The organism is Candidatus Amarobacter glycogenicus (assembly GCF_016704105.1).
In the GTDB taxonomy this organism is placed as follows: Bacteria; Chloroflexota; Dehalococcoidia; order Tepidiformales; family Tepidiformaceae; genus Amarobacter; species Amarobacter glycogenicus.
This window is the reverse complement of record NZ_JADJAT010000006.1, coordinates 157,787-176,480: the sequence shown is the minus strand read 5'-3', so window position 1 is coordinate 176,480 and position 18,694 is coordinate 157,787. Positions and strand designations below refer to the sequence as shown.

General features: G+C 66.1%; 16 protein-coding genes, 3 tRNA genes and 1 pseudogene. 11 read left to right on the top strand and 9 right to left on the bottom strand.

Going from position 1 to position 18,694, the window contains the following annotated elements; genetic code table 11:
* From IPG14_RS10315 to IPG14_RS10295, 5 genes and pseudogenes are all read left to right on the top strand, one after another.
* Positions 1-900: pseudogene (locus IPG14_RS10315) on the top strand (conjugal transfer protein TraC); the annotation flags it as partial.
* Positions 901-974: 74 nt separating this feature from the next.
* The gene (locus IPG14_RS10310) at positions 975-1,943 is read left to right on the top strand and encodes a toprim domain-containing protein (RefSeq protein ID WP_343391737.1); all 969 of its coding nucleotides are present in this window, start codon (positions 975-977) and stop codon (positions 1,941-1,943) included.
* Positions 1,927-4,455, top strand: coding sequence for a type IV secretory system conjugative DNA transfer family protein (locus tag IPG14_RS10305; RefSeq protein ID WP_343391736.1), 2,529 nt, complete (start codon positions 1,927-1,929; stop codon positions 4,453-4,455). Before IPG14_RS10310 ends, IPG14_RS10305 begins: the two co-directional genes overlap by 17 nt.
* Entirely contained in the window at positions 4,433-6,244 is a 1,812-nt protein-coding gene (locus tag IPG14_RS10300; protein WP_343391735.1) for a replication-relaxation family protein, read from the top strand. The genes IPG14_RS10305 and IPG14_RS10300 overlap by 23 nt, the downstream gene beginning before the upstream one ends.
* Before the next feature lie 6 nt (positions 6,245-6,250).
* Positions 6,251-6,439, top strand: a complete 189-nt coding sequence (locus tag IPG14_RS10295) for a hypothetical protein (protein ID WP_343391734.1) — start codon at positions 6,251-6,253, stop codon at positions 6,437-6,439.
* 353 nt (positions 6,440-6,792) lie between these two features.
* On the opposite strand, the gene IPG14_RS10290 is transcribed toward IPG14_RS10295, so the two are convergent.
* From IPG14_RS10290 to IPG14_RS10280, 3 genes are all read right to left on the bottom strand, one after another.
* Complete coding sequence (locus IPG14_RS10290; protein WP_343391733.1) at positions 6,793-7,308, bottom strand: hypothetical protein; 516 nt, start codon at positions 7,306-7,308, stop codon at positions 6,793-6,795.
* 417 nt (positions 7,309-7,725) lie between these two features.
* Entirely contained in the window at positions 7,726-7,872 is a 147-nt protein-coding gene (locus IPG14_RS10285) for a hypothetical protein (RefSeq protein WP_343391732.1), read from the bottom strand.
* Positions 7,873-7,881: 9 nt separating this feature from the next.
* Positions 7,882-7,956, bottom strand: a tRNA-Asn gene (locus IPG14_RS10280).
* 194 nt (positions 7,957-8,150) lie between these two features.
* Between IPG14_RS10280 and IPG14_RS10275 the strand changes: the two genes are divergently transcribed.
* Positions 8,151-8,816: a nitroreductase family protein gene (locus IPG14_RS10275; protein ID WP_343391731.1), complete on the top strand. Its 666-nt coding sequence runs from the start codon at positions 8,151-8,153 to the stop codon at positions 8,814-8,816.
* A gap of 97 nt (positions 8,817-8,913) precedes the next feature.
* Here the strand turns inward: IPG14_RS10275 and IPG14_RS10270 are convergent, their stop codons facing one another.
* The 5 genes from IPG14_RS10270 to IPG14_RS10250 all read right to left on the bottom strand — a co-directional run bounded on the left by IPG14_RS10270 (position 8,914) and on the right by IPG14_RS10250 (position 13,702).
* Positions 8,914-9,849 (bottom strand): SDR family NAD(P)-dependent oxidoreductase, encoded by a 936-nt coding sequence (locus tag IPG14_RS10270; protein WP_343388420.1) that lies wholly within the window; start codon positions 9,847-9,849, stop codon positions 8,914-8,916.
* A gap of 76 nt (positions 9,850-9,925) precedes the next feature.
* A complete protein-coding gene (locus IPG14_RS10265; protein ID WP_343391730.1) occupies positions 9,926-11,203 on the bottom strand; it encodes an MFS transporter in 1,278 nt (425 codons plus the stop codon).
* A 75-nt stretch (positions 11,204-11,278) separates the two neighbouring features.
* Positions 11,279-11,863 (bottom strand): hypothetical protein, encoded by a 585-nt coding sequence (locus tag IPG14_RS10260; RefSeq protein ID WP_343391729.1) that lies wholly within the window; start codon positions 11,861-11,863, stop codon positions 11,279-11,281.
* Between the two features lie 27 nt (positions 11,864-11,890).
* A complete protein-coding gene (locus IPG14_RS10255; protein ID WP_343391728.1) occupies positions 11,891-13,057 on the bottom strand; it encodes an acyl-CoA dehydrogenase family protein in 1,167 nt (388 codons plus the stop codon).
* Positions 13,058-13,417: 360 nt separating this feature from the next.
* Complete coding sequence (locus tag IPG14_RS10250; RefSeq protein ID WP_343391727.1) at positions 13,418-13,702, bottom strand: methyltransferase domain-containing protein; 285 nt, start codon at positions 13,700-13,702, stop codon at positions 13,418-13,420.
* Between the two features lie 430 nt (positions 13,703-14,132).
* Here IPG14_RS10250 and IPG14_RS10245 point away from each other — a divergent pair, with 430 nt between their 5' ends.
* Both IPG14_RS10245 and IPG14_RS10240 read left to right on the top strand, forming a co-directional pair.
* Positions 14,133-15,371 carry an MFS transporter gene (locus IPG14_RS10245; protein ID WP_343391726.1) on the top strand — a complete coding sequence of 413 codons (1,239 nt, stop codon included), beginning with the start codon at positions 14,133-14,135 and terminating at the stop codon, positions 15,369-15,371.
* Positions 15,372-15,420: 49 nt separating this feature from the next.
* Positions 15,421-15,506 (top strand) — tRNA-Leu (locus tag IPG14_RS10240).
* A gap of 31 nt (positions 15,507-15,537) precedes the next feature.
* Here IPG14_RS10240 and IPG14_RS10235 read toward each other — a convergent pair.
* On the bottom strand, positions 15,538-15,906 hold the full coding sequence (locus IPG14_RS10235) for a four helix bundle protein (protein ID WP_343391725.1): 369 nt from the start codon (positions 15,904-15,906) through the stop codon (positions 15,538-15,540).
* 121 nt (positions 15,907-16,027) lie between these two features.
* On the opposite strand from IPG14_RS10235, the gene IPG14_RS10230 reads away from it, so the two are divergent.
* The 3 genes from IPG14_RS10230 to IPG14_RS10220 all read left to right on the top strand — a co-directional run bounded on the left by IPG14_RS10230 (position 16,028) and on the right by IPG14_RS10220 (position 18,692).
* Positions 16,028-16,101, top strand: a tRNA-Gln gene (locus tag IPG14_RS10230).
* Between the two features lie 376 nt (positions 16,102-16,477).
* Complete coding sequence (locus tag IPG14_RS10225) at positions 16,478-17,668, top strand: hypothetical protein (protein ID WP_343391724.1); 1,191 nt, start codon at positions 16,478-16,480, stop codon at positions 17,666-17,668.
* A gap of 25 nt (positions 17,669-17,693) precedes the next feature.
* The gene (locus IPG14_RS10220; RefSeq protein ID WP_343391723.1) at positions 17,694-18,692 is read left to right on the top strand and encodes a hypothetical protein; all 999 of its coding nucleotides are present in this window, start codon (positions 17,694-17,696) and stop codon (positions 18,690-18,692) included.
* Positions 18,693-18,694: the final 2 nt, after the last annotated feature.

Below are 18,694 nucleotides of genomic sequence, written 5' to 3'. Positions count from 1 at the left end.
GGAAGCTCGGCGCACCACATCAACCCCTTCGACCTCGCCCACGGTGCCGAGCGCGACGGGGAGGCTCGGGATGCCCTCACCGAACGGCTGCTCGCCCTCCAGGGCCTCCTTGGGCTCATGCTCGCCGACCGGGGGAGCAGCCTCGGCCAGCGGGAGCGCGGCGCGCTCGACCGGGCACTCCTCGAGACCTACGGCCGCGCGGGGATCACCCGCGACCCGGCCACGCACGGCAAGCCGCCGCCCGTGCTGAGGGACCTCTACGACGTCCTGCGCGAGGGCGAAGACCCGCTCGGCCTGGCCGACCGGCTCGAACGTTTCGTGGAGGGCAGCCTCGGCAACGTCTTCTCGTCGCCGACGTCAGTCGACCTCGAACGGCCCTTCGTCGTCTTCAACATCCGCGACCTCGAGCCGGAGCTGCGTCCCCTCGGTGTCTACCTGATCGCCGACCACATCTGGCGCGAGGTCCGGCGCAGCCGCAAACCGCGGATGCTGCTCATCGACGAAGCGTGGTCACTGATCCAGCACGAGGAGGGCGCCCGTTTCCTGGCGTCGATGGCCCGGCAGGCGCGCAAGCACTACCTCGGGCTGACCACGGTGACGCAGGACGTGGAGGATTTCCTCGCGACCGCGGAGGGTCACACGGTCCTCGCCAACTCCTCCGTCCAGCTCCTGATGCGGCAGGACAGCTCCACGATCGACGCCGTCACCAGCACGTTCCGGCTGAGCGCGGGGGAACGCGAGTTCCTTCTGTCCTGCCGTAAGGGTGAGGGGCTGTTCTTCGCGTCGGGGAACCACCTTGCACTCCGCATCGAGGCGAGCCCCTTCGAGCACGAGCTGGCCACGACGGACCCGGCGGAACTGGTCGCGCGCGACGAGGAGGTGCGTGATGCCATCCGTTGACGTCGAGCTCGTCAAGCAGCGCAACCCCATCGAGCAGGTCATCGCATCGCATGGCGTGAAGCTCCAGCAGCGCGGTGAGCGATTCGTCGCATGCTGCCCGTTTCACGAAGAGGAGCATCCCAAGCCTCGTCGTCTACCCGAGCACCCGGAGCTTCTTCTGCTTTGGCTGCAAGGCCTCGGGGGACGTCATCGACTTCGTCAGACGCAAGGAGAAGGTCGGCTTCCGGCGCGCCCTGGAGCTGCTGGGTGAAGCGGCTCCGCAAGGCGTGTCCACGAGCGACGACAGGCGTGGGCCGGCACCGTCCGAGTCTCCCCTGACGGTCGATGACCGGCTCATCCTCGCGGCGGCCTGTGACCTCTACCACGAGGCGCTCCTTCGCAACGAGCGGGCACTGCGCTACCTCGATAGCCGGGGCATCGGGATGCCGGTCGTCAAGCAGTGCCGTCTTGGCTACAGCGACGGGCAGGCGCTCAAGCCCTTCCTGCGCCGCCACCGTTTCAGCCTTCGGCGGGCCGCGGAGATGGGGCTGCTGCGGAAGGATGGCAACGAGGCACTCGCCGGTCGCGTGGTGATTCCAGAGCTGCGCGGGGGCCAGTGCGCCTGGATGGTCGGGCGTGCGCTCAACGAGCGCCGGCTGAAGTACCTCGGCCTCTCGTTGCCAAAGCCCATCCTCGGCTATGAGCGCGTCCGCGGACACCGCCAGGTCTTCGTGACCGAGGGCGCCTTCGACTATCTCACCGGTGTGAGCTGGAACCTGCCCATCTGCGCCTTGCTTGGGACGCATGTCCGGGCCGAGCGGCTGCGCTTCCTGGAACGGGTGCCGGAAGTCGTCCTCGTCTTCGACAACGACGACGAAGGGCAGCATGCCGCTCGCGAGTTGGCTGAATCCCTCGGCGACCGCGCCCGCATTCTGCGTCTCCCCGACGGCGTCAAAGACCTTGGCGAGCTTGGCGCCAGCGCCGCTGGCCGCGAGACGTTCTTCAGGCTGGTGGCCGAACTGGGGCCTGCTGGGAAGGAGGTGCAGCATGCGCCGGCATCCTGACCGAGCCACGGTCCTCTACGAGCTCTTTCCGTCGCGCTGGGACGACGACCCCGTCTCCCGCGCACGCACGGTCTTCGCGGGGCTGGCGGGTGTCCAGGATGTCGCATTGGAATGGACGGCTACGGAGTCGGGACTCCGGTTCTACGTCCGTGCAGTGGATGATGCGGCGGCATTAGCGGTCCTCGGCCAGATCCGGGCGGCCTACCCGCAGGCAGACTTCGACGAGGTTCCGATAGAGGACCGGCCTCATCTCGACCCGCTTCATGTCGCCGGGCATGAGCTCGCGTCGCTCGTGGAGCTCCGTCTCGACCGGGACGCCGCTCTCCCCCTCGATACGGATGCCAGGCACGGGGAGCCACTTACTGGCGTGCTGGCGGCGGCAGTGGCTGCAACCCGTGGCGATGTCCGCGTCGTCGGGCAGGTCGTGGTCGGACATCCGCCCCGCCCGGGTTGGGCGACCGGCGTCCAGGCGCGGGCCTCCCGGTCGAGCCAGCGCCTTCCGGCGGAGCGTCCGGAGACCGGCACGGCCAACCTCCTTCCCTTCGTTGCGCTCGCCGGTGCGGCCGCCGCGGGTACGCAGGGCTACGACTGGTACCAGGCCGGCGACTACCTTCCGCTGCTCGTGGGCGGTTCCGTGGTAGCCGCCGGGCTTCCGACCGGAGCGTTTGTCTGGTCGCGCGTTCTCCGCAGCCGAGAGCCACTGACGGCAATGATCGCCGAACAGAAACTCGCCTTTCCCGCGTTCACCGCGCGCCTCGGCGTGATCGCGATCGGCCCGCGCGGCCGCGCCGAGACCGTCGAGGACGTTAGCGATCGCGTGAGCGCGGCTTACGAGGCGTTCGACCACCCTGCCGGCAACCGGCTCCGCCCAGGCCGGGCCAGGCACCATCGCGCACCGCTCGAAACGTCAGGCGGCGCCTTCCGTGGCGCATCGGTGCTCAACGCCGCCGAGCTCGCAGCGCTCTGGCACCTTCCCGACCTCACATCGGGGCTGCCCGTCGCAACAAAGCCTGGCGGACGCCGCTTCCTCCCGGCCGATGACGCCACGGGGAGAGGCAGCCGGGTTGGCATGTCTCGCCACCACGGCCAGAACGTTCCAGTTCACCTGCCGCACGGAGCGCTCTACCGGAACCACCTCGTCGTCGCCAAGACACGGCGTGGCAAGTCGACGTTCCTCCAGCACATCGCCGCGCACCTGATGCAGGAGATCGCTTCGCGCCGGGAGCGCCTCCTGCTCGTCGTCATCGACCCCCACCAGGATCTCGCCGAAAGCGTCCTCTCCGTCGTCCCACCCGGCCTCGAGGATCGGACGGCCTACCTCGACCTCACCGACCGGCGGCAGCCCGTTGGGCTCAACCTCCTGGACGTCGCCCTCTTCCCCAACCGCGATCGGACGGCGGAGAACATCGTGGCGATGCTCCACCGCCTCTGGCCCGACAACTGGGGACCGCGCATGGAGGGCGCCCTGCGCGCGGCGCTCCTCTGTCTCCACCAGGCCAACCAGGTCCGGCGGCGCGAGGAGCAGTACACGCTCCTCGACGTGGTACCGCTCCTGACGAGCCCGGACTTCCGCGAACGGGTGATGTCGCAGGTCCCCGACCAGACGCTGTGGTCGTGGTGGCGGAGTAACTACGACAACCTCGGACGCGCCTTCCAGATCCAGGTCGCCACGCCCGTCACGACCAAGGTGGGACGCTTCGAGGTGACCGAGGCCGCCAGGCTCACGCTCGGCCAACCACAGTCGACCATCAACCCGCGCACGCTCCTCCGCGACGGTGGCGTCCTCGTGGTCAACACCGCCGTCGGCCTGCTCGGCGAGGGCGGCTCGGCGCTAATCGGGGCAACGCTCCTCAATCTCCTCGGGCTGATCGTCGAGGACCAGATCGATCTGCCGGCGGGCGAGCGCAGCCGGATGGTGGCCCTGATCGACGAATCGAGCACGCTTGGAGGGGCCGACTACCCGCGCATGATGAGTGAGCTCGGCAAGTACGGGGCTTCCTTCGTCCTCGTGACCCAGTCCCTCGCCAGGCTCGACGCGATCGACCGCGAGCTGCGCCCGACCATCTTCGCCAACCTCGACAGCCTGACCGTGTTCCAGGTGAGTGCCGAGGATGCCCGCTACCTGGCCCCGGAGCTCGGACACGACCTCGAGGTCGATGACCTCGTCTCCCTCGACGACTACGAGTGCTACGCACGCTGGTCCTCCGGCGGTCACCGCCATCCGGCCTTCTCGCTGCGCCTCGACCCGCCTGCTCCGCTCGACCCATCGCGGATCGCGGCGATCGCCGCGGAGTCGGCCACGCGATTCGGGCGCCCGCGCGAGGAAGTGGCCCGGCAGGTTGACCAGATCCTGGCCGCGCGAGCGCTCGGCACCGGCAAACAGGTGCCGCCTGAGGTCGCGGAAGTGCTGACCGGCCACCAGCGTGGCGACGGCAATAGCCCCCAGCAAGGCTTGAAGCGCTACCAGCATCGCGATGCGAGGAAGCACAATGACGACCGACCTGAAGCGTGAATACCGAAGCGAAGCTCTGAGCTGGTTGGCGCGAATGCCCTTCCTATCTGCACACCAGCTTGCGATTCTTCTCGGATGCCCGCGGCCAGACGTCGACCTGCTGTTCCGCGACCTTCGCCACACGGGTTGGATCGACTGGATCGAGCCCTCGTCATCGGAGATCGAGTCGGACCGGCTCCACGTGCTGAGCGCCAATGCGTGGCGATGGCTCACGGAGCGCGGCGAGCGCAGCGACATAGATCTTGGCGTGCTTCCGTGCGAGTGGGCAGACACAATTCGACGGTTGTCCAGCATCGAGCTTACCGCCGAGCTGAACGGTTTTGCAGCTATCTTGGTCGCAGCGGCGCTCCTTGATGACCGATTGCGGCGCGTGGACATCCGCGCGCTGCCGCTTGGCCGGCGCGCGGACCAGGCCTGGCCGCCCGCGACCCAGGCCCGGGTGTCGTTTGGTGGTCGCGGCGGCTCAGCGTCAGCCTTCGTGACCATGGCCCGGCCAGCTGTTCCGGCCGGACACCGCGACACGGTTGTGGCGAACTGGTACCGCCACCGTGAGAGGCCGAATCCCGCCGCACCACTTCCCTTCGACCCGATCCTGGTCGTCTGCGCGGACGAGCCCACGAGGGCGGCGTGGGCGCACGCGGTACGGTCGGCCGCCGAACGGCGTGGCGTCGCAACGCTGCCGGTGTACCCGACCCGCGCGAGCGACATCGGGCATGACCTGCTTGTCGCCCCTGTCTGGCATCACGCTTCTGGCGCTCGGCCGGCGCGGCTGTTCGATGATCTGTTCTGGCGACAGGTGACCGCCACGACAGCTTCTGTACCACCAGCGCGCTGGTTCGAAAGTTCGCCCGCCGAACTTGCCGGCGGGCATGGCCTGTACCGGTGGGCCAGGAGCGTGGGTGCACTTGACGGTCCCGCCCCGCGAGCGCGAGGGAGCGTCGAGCAAGTCGCCGCACTCTCGATCGCGACGACCGCTGATCAGAAGCGTTTGTTGGAAGTCGCTGGCCGCTACCCGTTGCTGTCCGAGTCAGAATTGGCGTTGGTGCTGAGGCAACGGGTGTGGACGGTCAGACGCAGTCTCGAACGTTCGATCGCGCAAGGCCTCATCGAAGCCGTCGTCGGGCCCGTCACCCAAGGACTCACCCGGTCGGACGTGCGCTACGTCATGACCGAACTCGGACTGCGCCTTGTGGCGGCGCGCGAACGCATACCCGCCCGCCGCTACGCAGAGCATGGACCATTCGCCGCCACCATCGGCGCTGGCGAGCGCGGGCGGCTCCAGACACTCATCCGACAGTTCGAACACACGGTTGGTGCCAACCGCTTCTTCCTGGACTGCCTCGCCCAAAGCGAGGCGGGCGGGCCCAGCCTGCGGGAATGGCAGAGCGTCTCGGAGACTACGATTCGGGTCGAGTCCAATGGCGTTCGCCGGACGATTCGGCCCGATGGGGCGGGCAAAGTAGTCCACGACGGCATCGAGCGCCGGTTCTGGCTGGAGTGGGATCGTGGAACCGAGCGGATTGCGGTGTTGCTTGAAAAGCTCGACCGGTATGCCGCGTACTACCGGAGCCACACGTTTTCCGATGGCTCGGTTCCCCAGCTTCTCGTGGTTTGCCCTACGCCGCATCGAGAGGACGTGGTCTGGAGGGCGGCCGGAGCGGTCTTCGCATCAGACCACACGCGATGCTACCTCAAAACGACGTCCGAGCCGCTGCTGGAGCGGCGGGGACCATTCGGCACGGTCTGGCGGGCAGCCATCGCCAGCGGCCGCATTTCACTACTGGAGTAGAGCGCAATGTACCGACACCTGACCCCGCAGGAACGCATGGACCGGATTGCCAGGCTGCTGCTTCGCGCGATTGCCCTGGACGATCGATGGCCCGACGCTGCCGAGCACACCTGGGCTCCAACTCCTCCGGACGACGATTCAAATGGCGAGCGTCCGTCGCGGTTGAGGCGAGGCGATGACGGGCGCTCAACCTGAAATTTTCCGCGCCGCCGGTTGCGCCGGGCGCGTGAGCTATGGATTCTAAGCGTGAGGCCGCACACGCCAATCGCGGCCGGGAGGTCTCGCCGATGCGCTGCGCTATCTACACCCGTGTTTCCACGGACGAACAGGCCAGGAGTGACTACAGCTCACTCGACCGGCAACGCGAACTCTGCGCGTCGTATGTGGACCTCCACCGCGAGGATGGCTGGAAGGTGACCGAGGTCTACGAGGATGGCGGGTTCTCCGGGAAGGATATGCACCGGCCCGCGTTGCAGAGACTGATCCACGACTTCACGGATGGGAAAGTCGACGCAGTCGTTACCTACAAGATCGATCGGGTTTCCCGCTCACTGAAGGACTTCTATGACTTCTGGGAGCTCCTGCAGGAACACAAGGTGACGTTCGCGTCTGCAACCCAGCAGTTCGATACGTCCACTTCCGCAGGCATGCTGATGCTCAACATTCTGCTGAGCTTCGCCCAGTATGAGCGGGAGCTGACTCGCGAACGCACGCTCAGCAAGATGGCCGGACGGGCTGAGAGGGGATTGTGGAACGGAGGGATGGTGCCGATCGGCTTCGACTATTGCGCCGAATCCAAGGCGCTGACGGCGAACGAGCGCGAAGCCGAGATCGTGCAATTCGCCTTCGAGCGGTTCATCGAAACGAAGTCGCCCAGCCTGGTCGCAAACGAAGCGAACAGCCGCGGCTACCGAACGAAGAAGCGCCAGGTCGTGGCGCGTGATGGCGCGACCAAGGAGATCGGCGGCAACCGGTTCGACGAGGACACCGTCAAAGCGATCATTCGGAACCCTTTGTACAAAGGGGTTATCCGCTATGGCGGCAAGCTCTTCCCGGGGACGCACTCTCCGATCGTGGCCCCGGAGACGTGGGACCGCGCAAACCAGTACGTGGGGCAGGCCCGTGAGGATGACGGCACCCGCAATCGGGACGAGCACGTGCACCTGCTCAAGGGGATCGCGAAGTGCGGCGTCTGCGGTACGACGATGACTCCTTACCCGGCCGGGAAGAAGGGCAAGGACGGGCAGCCGTATCTGTACTACGCCTGCACCTCGGTCACGCAGGACGGCAGCGCTTCGCCCTGCCCGGTGCGGAGCCTGCCGGCGCGGGAGTTTGAGACGCTCATCAAGAGCGTCCTCATCGACCTCGGGGCCGATCGCGCCATGCTCGAGAGCTGCGTCCAGGCCGCCAATCGCGAAGCCGTGATACCCATCAAGGACCTCGAAGAACAGCAGAAACGCCATCGCGAGGAGGTCGCGCGGTTAACAACTGGCATCCGCCGGATCATCGAGATCATCAAGTCTCAGGACGATCTCGGGCCGGACCTCCGCGGTGAACTGAAGAAGCTCAGCGAGGAGAAGGAGCAGCTCGGGACGCTCATCGAGAAGCTCCAGATGGACATCGACCATCGTCGGCGGTGGCTCCCCGACGTGGACTCGAACCACGAACACCGCGGTTAACAGCCGCGTGCTCTACCATTGAGCTATCGGGGATCGCTTCCAAGTTTCACTGCGCCGATGGGAAGACGCAACAGCGGGCCTTCGGCGAACCGCACGTCCCTCCCCCGGTCGCTGCGGATTCGCTGTCTCCGTTTTCTCGTCGCTGGAGGCCGCGCCGTCAAGCAGGTGTCACGCCTGAGCCCGTTTGGGCCTTGGCATGGGGGCACGGCTGCGGTTCAATCAGGAACATGTCCAGCGACCCCGGCCTCTTCCAAACCATCTACACCACCCGTGCTCTCCGGCGCTTCAAGCCAGATGGCGTGCCCGATGCGGTCCTCTTCCAGCTCTTCGATGCGGCGATCCGCGCCTCCTCCGGCCAGAATGCCCAGGATTGGCGCTTCATCATCATCCGCGACGCCCAGGTCAAGCGGCAGTTGCGGGAATGGGCGATGGAAGGCTGGAGCCGCTATTCGGCGCGCTACGGCAGCGATGAGGACATCCAGGCGCTTCCCCGCAACCAGCGCCTCTCGCTCCTCAGCGTCCGCGACCTTGCGATGCACCTGGAGACCGTGCCCGTCATCGTTGCCGTGCTTGGTATGAAGGCGCGCCACTCAACGCCCGGGGGAAGCACCTTCCCGGCCGTCCAGAACTTCCAGCTGGCCGCCCGCGCAATGGGGCTGGGGAGTTCCATTTTCAACCTGCCGATGCGCGAGCAGCTCAACGGTATGCTCGGGATCCCCGAGAACAACCAGCTCTACTGCCTCATTCCACTCGGATACCCAACCGACAACCAGGGGAGACTGAACCGGAAGCCCGTGAAGACCGTGGTCTACAACGAACGCTTCGGCGAGCCGTGGCCCTTTGCCGAAGGGCAACCCGACGACGGCTGGAGCGACCGATGGGCGCCGGGTTAAGACGAGGCGAGGCCGGAATCATCGCCCCCGTGTGCGAACAAAGCGAAGGCCGGTGCGTCAGCACCGGCCTTCGTAGTTCTAGCGGGGACGGAGGCGATTAGGCCTTCTTCGCGGCCGCGACGGCGGCAGCGTGGTCTTCGCGGGTTTCGCGCATGTTCCAGGGCGCCCACGAACCGGTGAGGTCCGTGATCTTGTCGTAGTTGGCTTCGAACCAATCCGCATCCTTGAACTGATGCGGGTCGTAGTTCACGCCCTTGGTGAGGACGATCGCCGAGCGGCTGTAGCGCCCGCCCGAGGCGTTGATGCAGATGCCGCTCTCCTTGCACTGGGGAGAGGACAGGTAAGTCACCGCGGGGGCGACGTGGTCCGGCGCCATCACCTGGGCGCGTTCGGCGTCGTTCGGGTCGCGGCCCATCAGGTTCTCCGTCATGCGCGTCTGGGCGCCGGGAGAGATGAGGTTGACCTTGATGTTGTACTTCTCGCCCTCGATCTTGGCGACGTTCATCAGGCCGTACATGCCGGCCTTGGCCGCGCCGTAGTTGCCCTGGCCGAAGTTGCCGACGAGACCCGAGGAAGAAGTCGCCATCACGACCCGGCCATAAGCCTGCTGGCGGAACACCGGCCAGGCATGGTGAATCAGGTTATAGCACTGCTTCAGGTGGACGCGGATGACCAGGTCCCAGTCGTTTTCGGCCATGTTGTGCAGGGCGAGGTCCCGCAGGATGCCGGCGTTCGCGACAACCGCGTCGAGGCGCCCGTAGGTATCCATCGCCTGCTTCACCATGTTGAAGCAGTCTTCGTAGCTGCCGACGTCGCCCGGGTTGGCGACGGCATCGCCGCCGAGGGCCTTGATTTCGTTCACTACCTGCTGGGCCGGCGTCTCGTCGTTGGATCCTTCGCCGGAAACGCTGCCGCCGAAGTCGTTGACGATGATTTTCGCGCCGTGCTTCGCGAGGTCGATTGCGTACGCGCGGCCGAGGCCTCGGCCTGCGCCAGTGACCAGGGCTACCTGGCCATCGAGTCGAACTGCCATGAAATGTTCCTCCAGAACAAGAATGTGCGCGCGCATCTTAGATGATCCGCGCGTTTTGGGTGTGGCCGGCTCCAGGCTACCGGCCGGGTGTTGTGACCGCCTCGGCTGCCGGCGCGGCCGGCGACGGCCTTCGTGAGGTTTGCGAACGCACGGCGAAGACCCCGAGCAAGACGACCGTCATGCATGCGCAGGCCAATCCGCCGAGCGTCCCCCGTTCGCCGATGCCGTCTGCAATGACGCCGATGGGGTAGGAGACGATGGAGTTCACGCCGAACGCCATCATCGTCACCGCCATCACCCGCCCCAGGTAGGCGCTTTCCGAGCGTTCCATCAGGTTCACGTTGTTTAACATCTGGAAGCCGCTCGATGACGCCCCGAGTACGGCGCAAACCGCCAGCGCGACTGCGAAACTCGGTGCGAGTGCGAGCATGGCGAGCGAAACGGCCAGCCCGCTCCCGCAGAACAGCATCACTGCGATGGAGTTTCCGGGCGGCCGCGATGCCAGCGCGAGGTTCACGGCTATCCCGCCCACCGCTGTCGTGCTGAAGAGCAGGCCGAGGTGCGTGGCCGGGTGCCCCAAGGCGTTCACCAGGTACCCCGGCATCAGCGTCTGGTACGAGAAGCCGCTGAGTACGACTCCCATGAAGATGACCGCCAGCATCCGCACGTCGGGCGTGTCCCGGATGTAGCGGAAGCCTTCGAGCAAGTCGGCCTTCACCGAAGTCGCGTGCGCCCGCGGTCGCGGCGGTGTCGGCTGCATCAGCGAAAGCGTCATCACCACGAGCGCGAACAGTCCGGCCATCGCGAAGTACGTCCCCGAGGTGTTGATCGGCTCCGCGGCCACCAGGACGCCCGCGACCAGCGGCCCAACGATCCGGGTGACGTTCATCATCAACTGTTGCAGCCCCACGCCGCTTGCGAGGTCGTCACCAGTCAGGAGGTCGCCTACCCACGCCTGGCGCGTCGGGCCCATCAGCGAATACATGCAGCCGAGGATCAGGCTCGCTCCCGCCAGGAGCAGGATCGTGATCAGTTCCGTGGCGATAAGCACCGCAATCACCCCGAACATGAACCCGATCACGAACTGGGCGAAGGTCAGCATCCTCTTCTTTGAAACGCGGTCAGAAAGCGTCCCGCCCACGGGGCTCAAGAACAGCATGGCGATGCCCTGGCCAAGGCCGACGAAGCCGACGGCGCCGTTCTTCCCCGTCAGGTCGAACGCCACCACCCCCTGGACGACCTGCATCATCCCGAATGCCAGCATCGACATCGTCGTGCCGATGAAGAGCAGCCGGTACTGCCGGTGGGCCAACACCGTGAACGGGTTCTTCCGCGTGGAAGGCGCTTCAGTCAAAAGGGCGACCGCCTGGAGCCGGCATACCGGTAGTTCACCAGTATCACATCTTTGCCGGCTGGAGGCCGAGGCGACTCAGGGTACGTCCCTCCCCAGCCATGCCCCACCGCGCGATGAGAGCCGGTATCCACTCTCCAGGCTCAGGGTCAGTCCCAGGTTCTTGAGTTTGCGGACGTTGAGCTTGAAGGCGAGGACCTCCTGCCCGAGCTGCGGTGCGAGGTCGCCCGCGCGGACAGCCGGGTTCGCGGCGATCAGGTTGAGGGTGGACCGCGTCCACGGCCCCGAAGGACTCGCCCGGTCGAGCCGCGCCAGCCGGACTTCGATGTCCGCCATTTGCGCCCCGGTGAGACTGGTGTCCGCCGCCAGTTCGTCTCGGGGGTCCGCGCCGGTCGCCGGGCGAAACGCGACGCGATACACCGGCAGCGACGTCCCGCCGCGGAGGCCGGCCACAAGCGCGGCCGCCGAAGCATAGCCCGCCCGCCGCGCCTCCTCATCAGTGATCGACCGGGGGTCGACTACGTCTACGCCGTCCACCACCACCCGTCCCGCCGCCGTCCGGTAGGTGTTTCCCGCGACAACCTGGGGGCGCTTCCAACGGCGGAAGGTCAGGTCGATCGATCCCTCCGCTATCGCCGCCCGGTACTTCGTCTCGAACTGCATCCTGCGTCACCCCTCGGCGGCGGTCCGTCAGTACGACCGCGGCAGCCCCAACTCGTGCTGGCCGATGAAGTTCAGCACCATCTCGTTGGTCACCGGGGCGATCTTCATCACCCGCACTTCACGCCAGTACCGCTCGACATCGAACTCTTTCGCGTAGCCGAAGCCGCCGTGGACCTGGAGTGCCCGGTCCGCGGCTTCGAACCCCCATTCGCTGGCGAGGTACTTCGCCATGTTGGCCTCAGCCCCACATGGCTGGCCGGTGTCGTACAGCCATGCCGCCTTGCGGATGAGCAGCTCGACCGTCTTCAGCTTTGCATAGCTATCCGCGAGCGGGAACTGGATGGCCTGGTTCTGCCCGATGGGCCGCCCGAATACAACGCGGTCCTTTGCGTACTGCGTCGCCCTCGCGAGCGCAACGCGGCCGATCCCCAGCGCCTCGGAGGCGACGAGGATGCGTTCCGGGTTCAACCCGTCGAGGAGGTGGTAGAACCCCCGCCCGACTTCCCCCACCACATCGCGGGCATCGACCGGCAGTTCGTCGTAGAAGACCTCGTTCGAATCCACTGCGTGCCGCCCGAGCTTGTCGATTTCCCGGATGGTGACGTGCGCAGGGTCGAGGTTCGCCAGGAACAACGTCATGCCGTCGGTGCGCCGCGTGGACTCCTCCGGCTTGGCCGTGCGCGCGAGGAGGAGGACTTTCGAAGACTCCTTCGCCTTCGATGTCCAGACCTTCTGGCCAGAAACGATGAACTGGTCGCCGTCGCGGCGAGCGAAAGTGGTGATGCTCGGGGTATCGCTCCCGGCCGTCGGTTCGGTTACGCCGAAGGCCACATGCAGTTCGCCCCGGGCCGCGGCGGGGAGTATGCGCTGCTTCAGGTCTTCGGTGCCGTGCTTCACCACCGGGTTCAGTCCGAAGATCGTCAGGTGGAGGGCGGTCGCGCCGTTCATCGCCGCGCCCGACGCCGACACCTCCTCCAGCAGGATCGAGGCTTCATCGATCCCGAGGCCGGCGCCCCCGTAGGCTTCGGGGATGGCGATGCCGAGCCACCCGGCCGCCGCGAACGCCTGGTAGAACTCCCACGGAAATTCGTGCTGGCTATCGCAACGCCGCCAGTAGGCATCGTCGAAGCGGCCGGCAAGGGCCCTGGCCTGGGCGCGAATCTGCTGCTGGGCTTCGGTGGGTTCGAAGTTCATCGCGGGGATTGTAGGCGATCGCCGGCTGACTCTCAGAAGTGGGTCCGCGGTTGCAGAGGTGCCCCGGGATACCTGCTCACTCAGGCGAGCGAAATGAGGGGCACCCATTCTTCTGGCTGAGGCCTCTGCGCGCCCTGGATGGCCGCTCACCGCCTACAAGAGGTCGCAACACCTGTCGATTGGAGGCAGGGCGAGCCACCGGACGGCACCCGGATTTCACTGCCCAAGGACTGACCCGGCCCGCCCGGAAGGCGACGCCGCAGGCTCAGCCCTTCAGTGCGAAAAGGTGGCTTGGCGGGTATCGGAGTCCGCCCTCTGTTCGTGCTTGCTCCCGGCGAAGACGTCGATTCCTGTTCGACATCACGACGTGACGAAGCCGGTGAGTGCGGCTGCCTCCACTCTGCTTCCAGCAGAGCGACCGGCGCGGCTCCAGAGTTCATGTCGTCTTTCGCCTCGTGGGAACCCACCTTGGACCAGGTGTCGCCACCTGCCGCCTGGGCTGACGCGGTACATCTCCCGGAAGATCGCCTGCTTATCGGGGCAAAGATTGATCACCCCGTTGCTGATAACGACATCGGCCACGCCCGGCGCCACCGGCAGGTCCTCGGCGAAACCTTCGAGGACGGTGACGTTGGTCAGTCCCAATGCCTCGGCGCCTGCCTCGTCTTCGCCCCGTTCCGGCGTCTGTCACGGCAATGGCCCTGCGCCAAGACGGTCAAGCAGTGAGGCATGAAGCCCGCGCCGCAACCCTGACAGGCCGAAACGGTCTCGCCCGCGTAGGTCACCGAAGAGGAACGGGTTCCCGTCCCGGCCAGCTCCACCGCCTGGAGGAAGGCCGCCACGCCGGTGGATTGCGAACGCGCCAGGGCGAAGAACCCCACGTGGTTCATGCCTTCACGGTAGTTTCGGCCGAGGAGGCGGGGCCGAAGCTCTTCCCTGGTCGCCACCGGACGGTCAAGCCGTACCTCCGGATGACGCCACAACCGAAGGACTGACCTCTCAGGCCCGGAACCGGATACGAGTGGCAGCCGCTTCCACCGCCCCCGCTAAGCCACTCCGCGTGTAGAGTGCGGCGATGGCCGACCGCTTCTTCCGGCGGTTGCCCGCCACCCGCCACCGTGACTTCCGTGCGCTCTGGGGCGGTACGACGTGCTCCAGCATCTCCCTCTGGACGCTCCTCCTCGGCAACGCATGGATCGTCTACCGCCTGAGCGACTCCTCGTTCTGGGTCGGCGTGTCTACCTTCGCCTCGATGTCGCCCTTTCTCCTCGCGCCATTTGGCGGGGTGATCGCGGACCGCTTCGAACGCCGGGTGCTCGTGCGCGTAACCCGAGTCGGCGCCTTTGCGACCACGTGTTCGCTCCTCGCGCTCGCGGCCACCGATGTCATCGAGGTCTGGATGGTCGTCACGGTCGCCTTTGTCCAGGGCGTCGTCCGCGCTATCGAGATCCCTTCGGACCAGGCGCTCCTGGCGAACGTGGTCCCCCCGGAAGACCTCGCGAATGCGGTCTCCCTCACCACCATGACCCAACAGGGATCGCGCGCCGTGGGGCCGCTGCTTTCGGGCCCGTTGCTTGCCACGATCGGGGTCGAAGGCGCGTACGGCATTGCCGCACTCTTCGCCCTCCTGGCGTTCACATCGATGTCGCGCGTCCAGACATCCTCGCGCGGCGGCATCAGCCACCTTGGCGACGTCCTCCGGAACCTCGGCGACGGCATCGCCTATGTCCGCGGGAGCCGCCCGGTCGCACTCATTTTCCTCCTCGTCGTGGCCCACTGTTCCCTGACGATGTCGTTCGATGCGATGCTGCCCGGATTCGCCGAAACGGAACTCCACCGGCCCTCCGGCGGGTTCACGATGATGACTTTTGGTGTCGGCGCCGGCGCCCTTGTCGGCACGTTCCTGCTCGCGGTCTCCACCGGAAGCAGACGTGGCGGGCTGCTCCTGTGGACCGGCCTCGCGAGCGGTCTTTCGCCGATCATGATGTCGATGAGCATGTCGATGGCGCCGGCCGTCGTGAGCTCGATCCTCATGGGCTCCTCGCAGGCGATGTTCATGGCCCTGACGGCCGTCCTGCTGCAAGAAGTCATCCCGGACGAAGTCCGGGGCCGGGTGATGAGCCTCTACCTGATGGCCGCGGGAGGCATCATGGCGTTCGCCAACCTTGGGTTCGGGTCGATGGCCGATGCGCTGGGGGCGCCGATCCTCTTCCTCGTGCCAGGCGCCGCTTTTACCGTCATCGTCCTCGCCTCCCGGGTCGTCGGCACCAGGCTGCCGGCCGTCTACCGGACGGGCGTCGTCCCGGCGGCGTAAGCGAAAGAGGAAGCCCGTGCGCCGGGGAGGCCTTATGATGGTGGTCCTGGCCGAAGTGGCGGAATGGCAGACGCGGCGGTCTCAAACACCGCTGGGCTAAAACCCGTGTGGGTTCGAGTCCCACCTTCGGCACCAGTTTTGGACGACAGAGGATAGGCGATGGGCGTTAGGGGCGGCGCAGCAGGCTCTGTCGAAGTGCCGTGGCGAGGCGCCCCACTTCGTCCGCGAGTCCGTTTGCTCGTTCAAGGTCCGCCTCCGCCAGGTAATTCAGGCGCCGTGAGAGTTCGAGGAAGGTGTCTACTTCTGCGAGTGAGCCGCGCGAAATGGAGAGAAAGTTGGCGAACTCCTTCGCTCCCTGCCTTCCGTGGCCCTCGGCGATGTTGGCCGGCACGGACGCGGCTGCGCGAGTGGTCTGGCTATAGATTCCGTACGCCTCCCGCATTGGGAGTTTCTCAGCCAGTCGGTAAACCTCGACGGCAAGGTCCATGGCCTTCTGCCAGGCGATGAGATCGCGATGATTGCGGATTGAATCCAAGGGAGCGCTCCTCGACGATTGGTGGCTGTGAACCTACGCTGAGCGTCGAGGTGGTTTCAACGAGGTTGGTCGGCGACTAACGCCTATCGCCTATCCTCTAACGCCTATCCTCGTCTACCACTGCCGAGTGGTGTAACGGTAGCACACGGGTCTTTGGAGCCTTTGGTCGGGGTTCGAATCCCTGCTCGGCAACCATGAATCTAGAGTCGCCATAACGTCGCGAAAAGCCGACAACAGGACTCGTTCACGTACAAGGGTCTGCTCCGTTTTGAGCTCATTGGGCTTGCCTCCGTTGATTCAGGCCGACAAGCCATTCTTGCGGCACGCGGCCACGGGAATATCAGGCCTTTGGTCGGCCAACGGATTGCCCTGCCTCGGAGATGCTGGGGCCCTTCGGCCACACGGATACGGCCCATGCGACCGGCCAGCGCGGTTGCCTAGAGTGATAGCCTTTGATGGCCCTTCCCGAGGAACGATCCGTCGGTCCCCGTCGGAGGGCAAAGCGGGGTCCCAAATGCCTTCCAAGCGTTCCGCAGCAATTTGCGCCGCCCTAGCGGTTGCCCTGACTTTGGTGAGTTGCTCGGACGACGACTCGACCGGCGAACCCAGCCCCACAGTTCCTTCCTCCACCGAGACGGCGTCGACAACGCCCACTCTGGCTCCCGAACCAACGCCTACCCCTCCACCTTCGAACGCGACGCCGCCGCCTCTCCGCGAGATCCGCGGCCTCCTCACAGAGCCGCGCGAGATCCGGTCCGACGTCACACGCGACGTCCCGCCCACCACCTTCGACTATCCCGAATGGAACCGTAGCTCGGCGGTCATCTACGACATTGCGAAGAAGACGACTATCGACCTGGGGCCAGGGAGCAACGTCGAGTGGGCGCCGGATAGCCGTCGCGGCGTTTGGATCGCCTATCCGCCTGGCGAGAGCCAGTTCGGCAACAACGGCCGCGCGACGCTCATCGACGTGCGGGACGGCAGCCGCCGCGACCTTGGACCGGCGCGACTCACATTCTTCCTCGACAACGACAAGGTGGTGGTGGTCGCACCGGGGGGCAACGACTCGCTCATCCTCGACCTGCGCACGGGAGCAACCACGTCGGTGCTCGGCGTCCCGGCGCGGCAACCCAACCGCACGACACCGTACTATATCGAAGTCGTGGAAGGGCCGACGGGCTCGCTGCGTTTCGGCGGAAACGAAGAGAAGACGTTCGAACTCCGCGAGACGGCGACCGACTTCGTGCTTTATCACTTCACCGCCTACGCGGCCGTGCTCGCCGACGCCCGCACACTCGTGGTCGCTACTCCACCGGCCGGCGGACTGCAGGATCTGCGGACCAACCTGTTCGAAGTCGACATCGCAACGGGGCAGGCGACGTACGTCGCGACGGCGCTCGCCTCGCCCGACAACTGGCCGTTCCGTGCCTCTTCGCGCTGGATCGCCTGGACCGATGCCTATTGCATCTACGACGAGGCCGCGAATCAGCCCGTGGGCGTGCTGCGGCTGTTTGACCGCACCATCGGGAAGATCACTGAGCTGCGCAACCCGGCGTCCGCTTCGGGGACATTCGGCCCATGGTTCGACCTGACTTCTGCCGGCTTGCTGCAGATCGGAACGTTCAGTGGGGGCCGCCTGCTCGACCCGGACACGCTCCAATACCGCGCAGCGATCAGCGGTATCCACGTCAACTGGACCGACGACTACGCGTATGCCGCGCAGGGGCAGTTCGGCGGCCACGGCGGACTCTGCGCCGGCTAGGGTGAGGAATTCTGGAGGTAAGAACATGTGGCGCAGGTTTGCACTGGTGATCTCGATGGCAATGACCTTCTGGCTAGTCGCTGCGTCGGCAGGCGCCGCTACGGCGTCCGCTCAGTCTCCCGCCGACGTTCCGTGGTCTCAAGTCCCCGACGACCTGAAGCAGGCCATCAAGGTCCAGGCCGAACAGCAGGGAACACCATATGGGCTGACGTATGGCGAGAACTGCCCGACGGACGATCACCGGGGCCAGTTGTGCGCCCGTGTCTTGACAGTCGCCGCTTCCACGGCGCGGGTGTGCATCGGCCTCTTCCGCAGCGAGTGCTCCTTCTTTGACTTTACCAAGGCGACTGACGGGACCTGGACGGCGGTGCGGCAGCCGCTCCCAGACCACCCGCTTCGCATCCGCTTCGGGCCTACCCCGGCCACCGAACAGAGCTTCGCCTTCCCAGACGTTGGCGACCTGCCGTCCGTGACATTCGGTGATCTGCGCCGCCTGCTGCCACGCAGCGCACCGGCTCTCGCCGGCTACACTGCGATCGAAGGGGACGCACGAATTGGGCCTCAGGGCGCGGAACGAAACGAAGCTCAGGTCAGCTATCGAGGGCCGGGCGACCGCCTCTTCGTGCTGCACTCATGGTCAAAGACTGGCGAATTTCTCATGGCTGTACCAGCCAACAGCCCCGTCACGGATGTTCAGCAAACGTACGTGGACGGTCTCGCTGTCTTGTCGCTCATGCCGACCCCGGCTGTCGCGGGCGGAATCGGTCCGCGAACGGCCTGGATCACCGACGGCAGCACGATCTGGCGCATCGACTTCCAGTACGGCTACACGGACAACGAAGACGCGTTCTCGGTGGTTGTCGCTCTGGCACGCAAGTTGACGGAACCGCTGCCTCCGCCCACGGGCACCGGACCCGTCCTCGAAACGACCGAGGAGTTCCTGCCAATCAAGTGGCTAGGGGCACTGACCGTCGTTGCGGGATCGATCGCCCTTGCCGGCCAGGGCCGCCGCCGCTTGATCTGAGG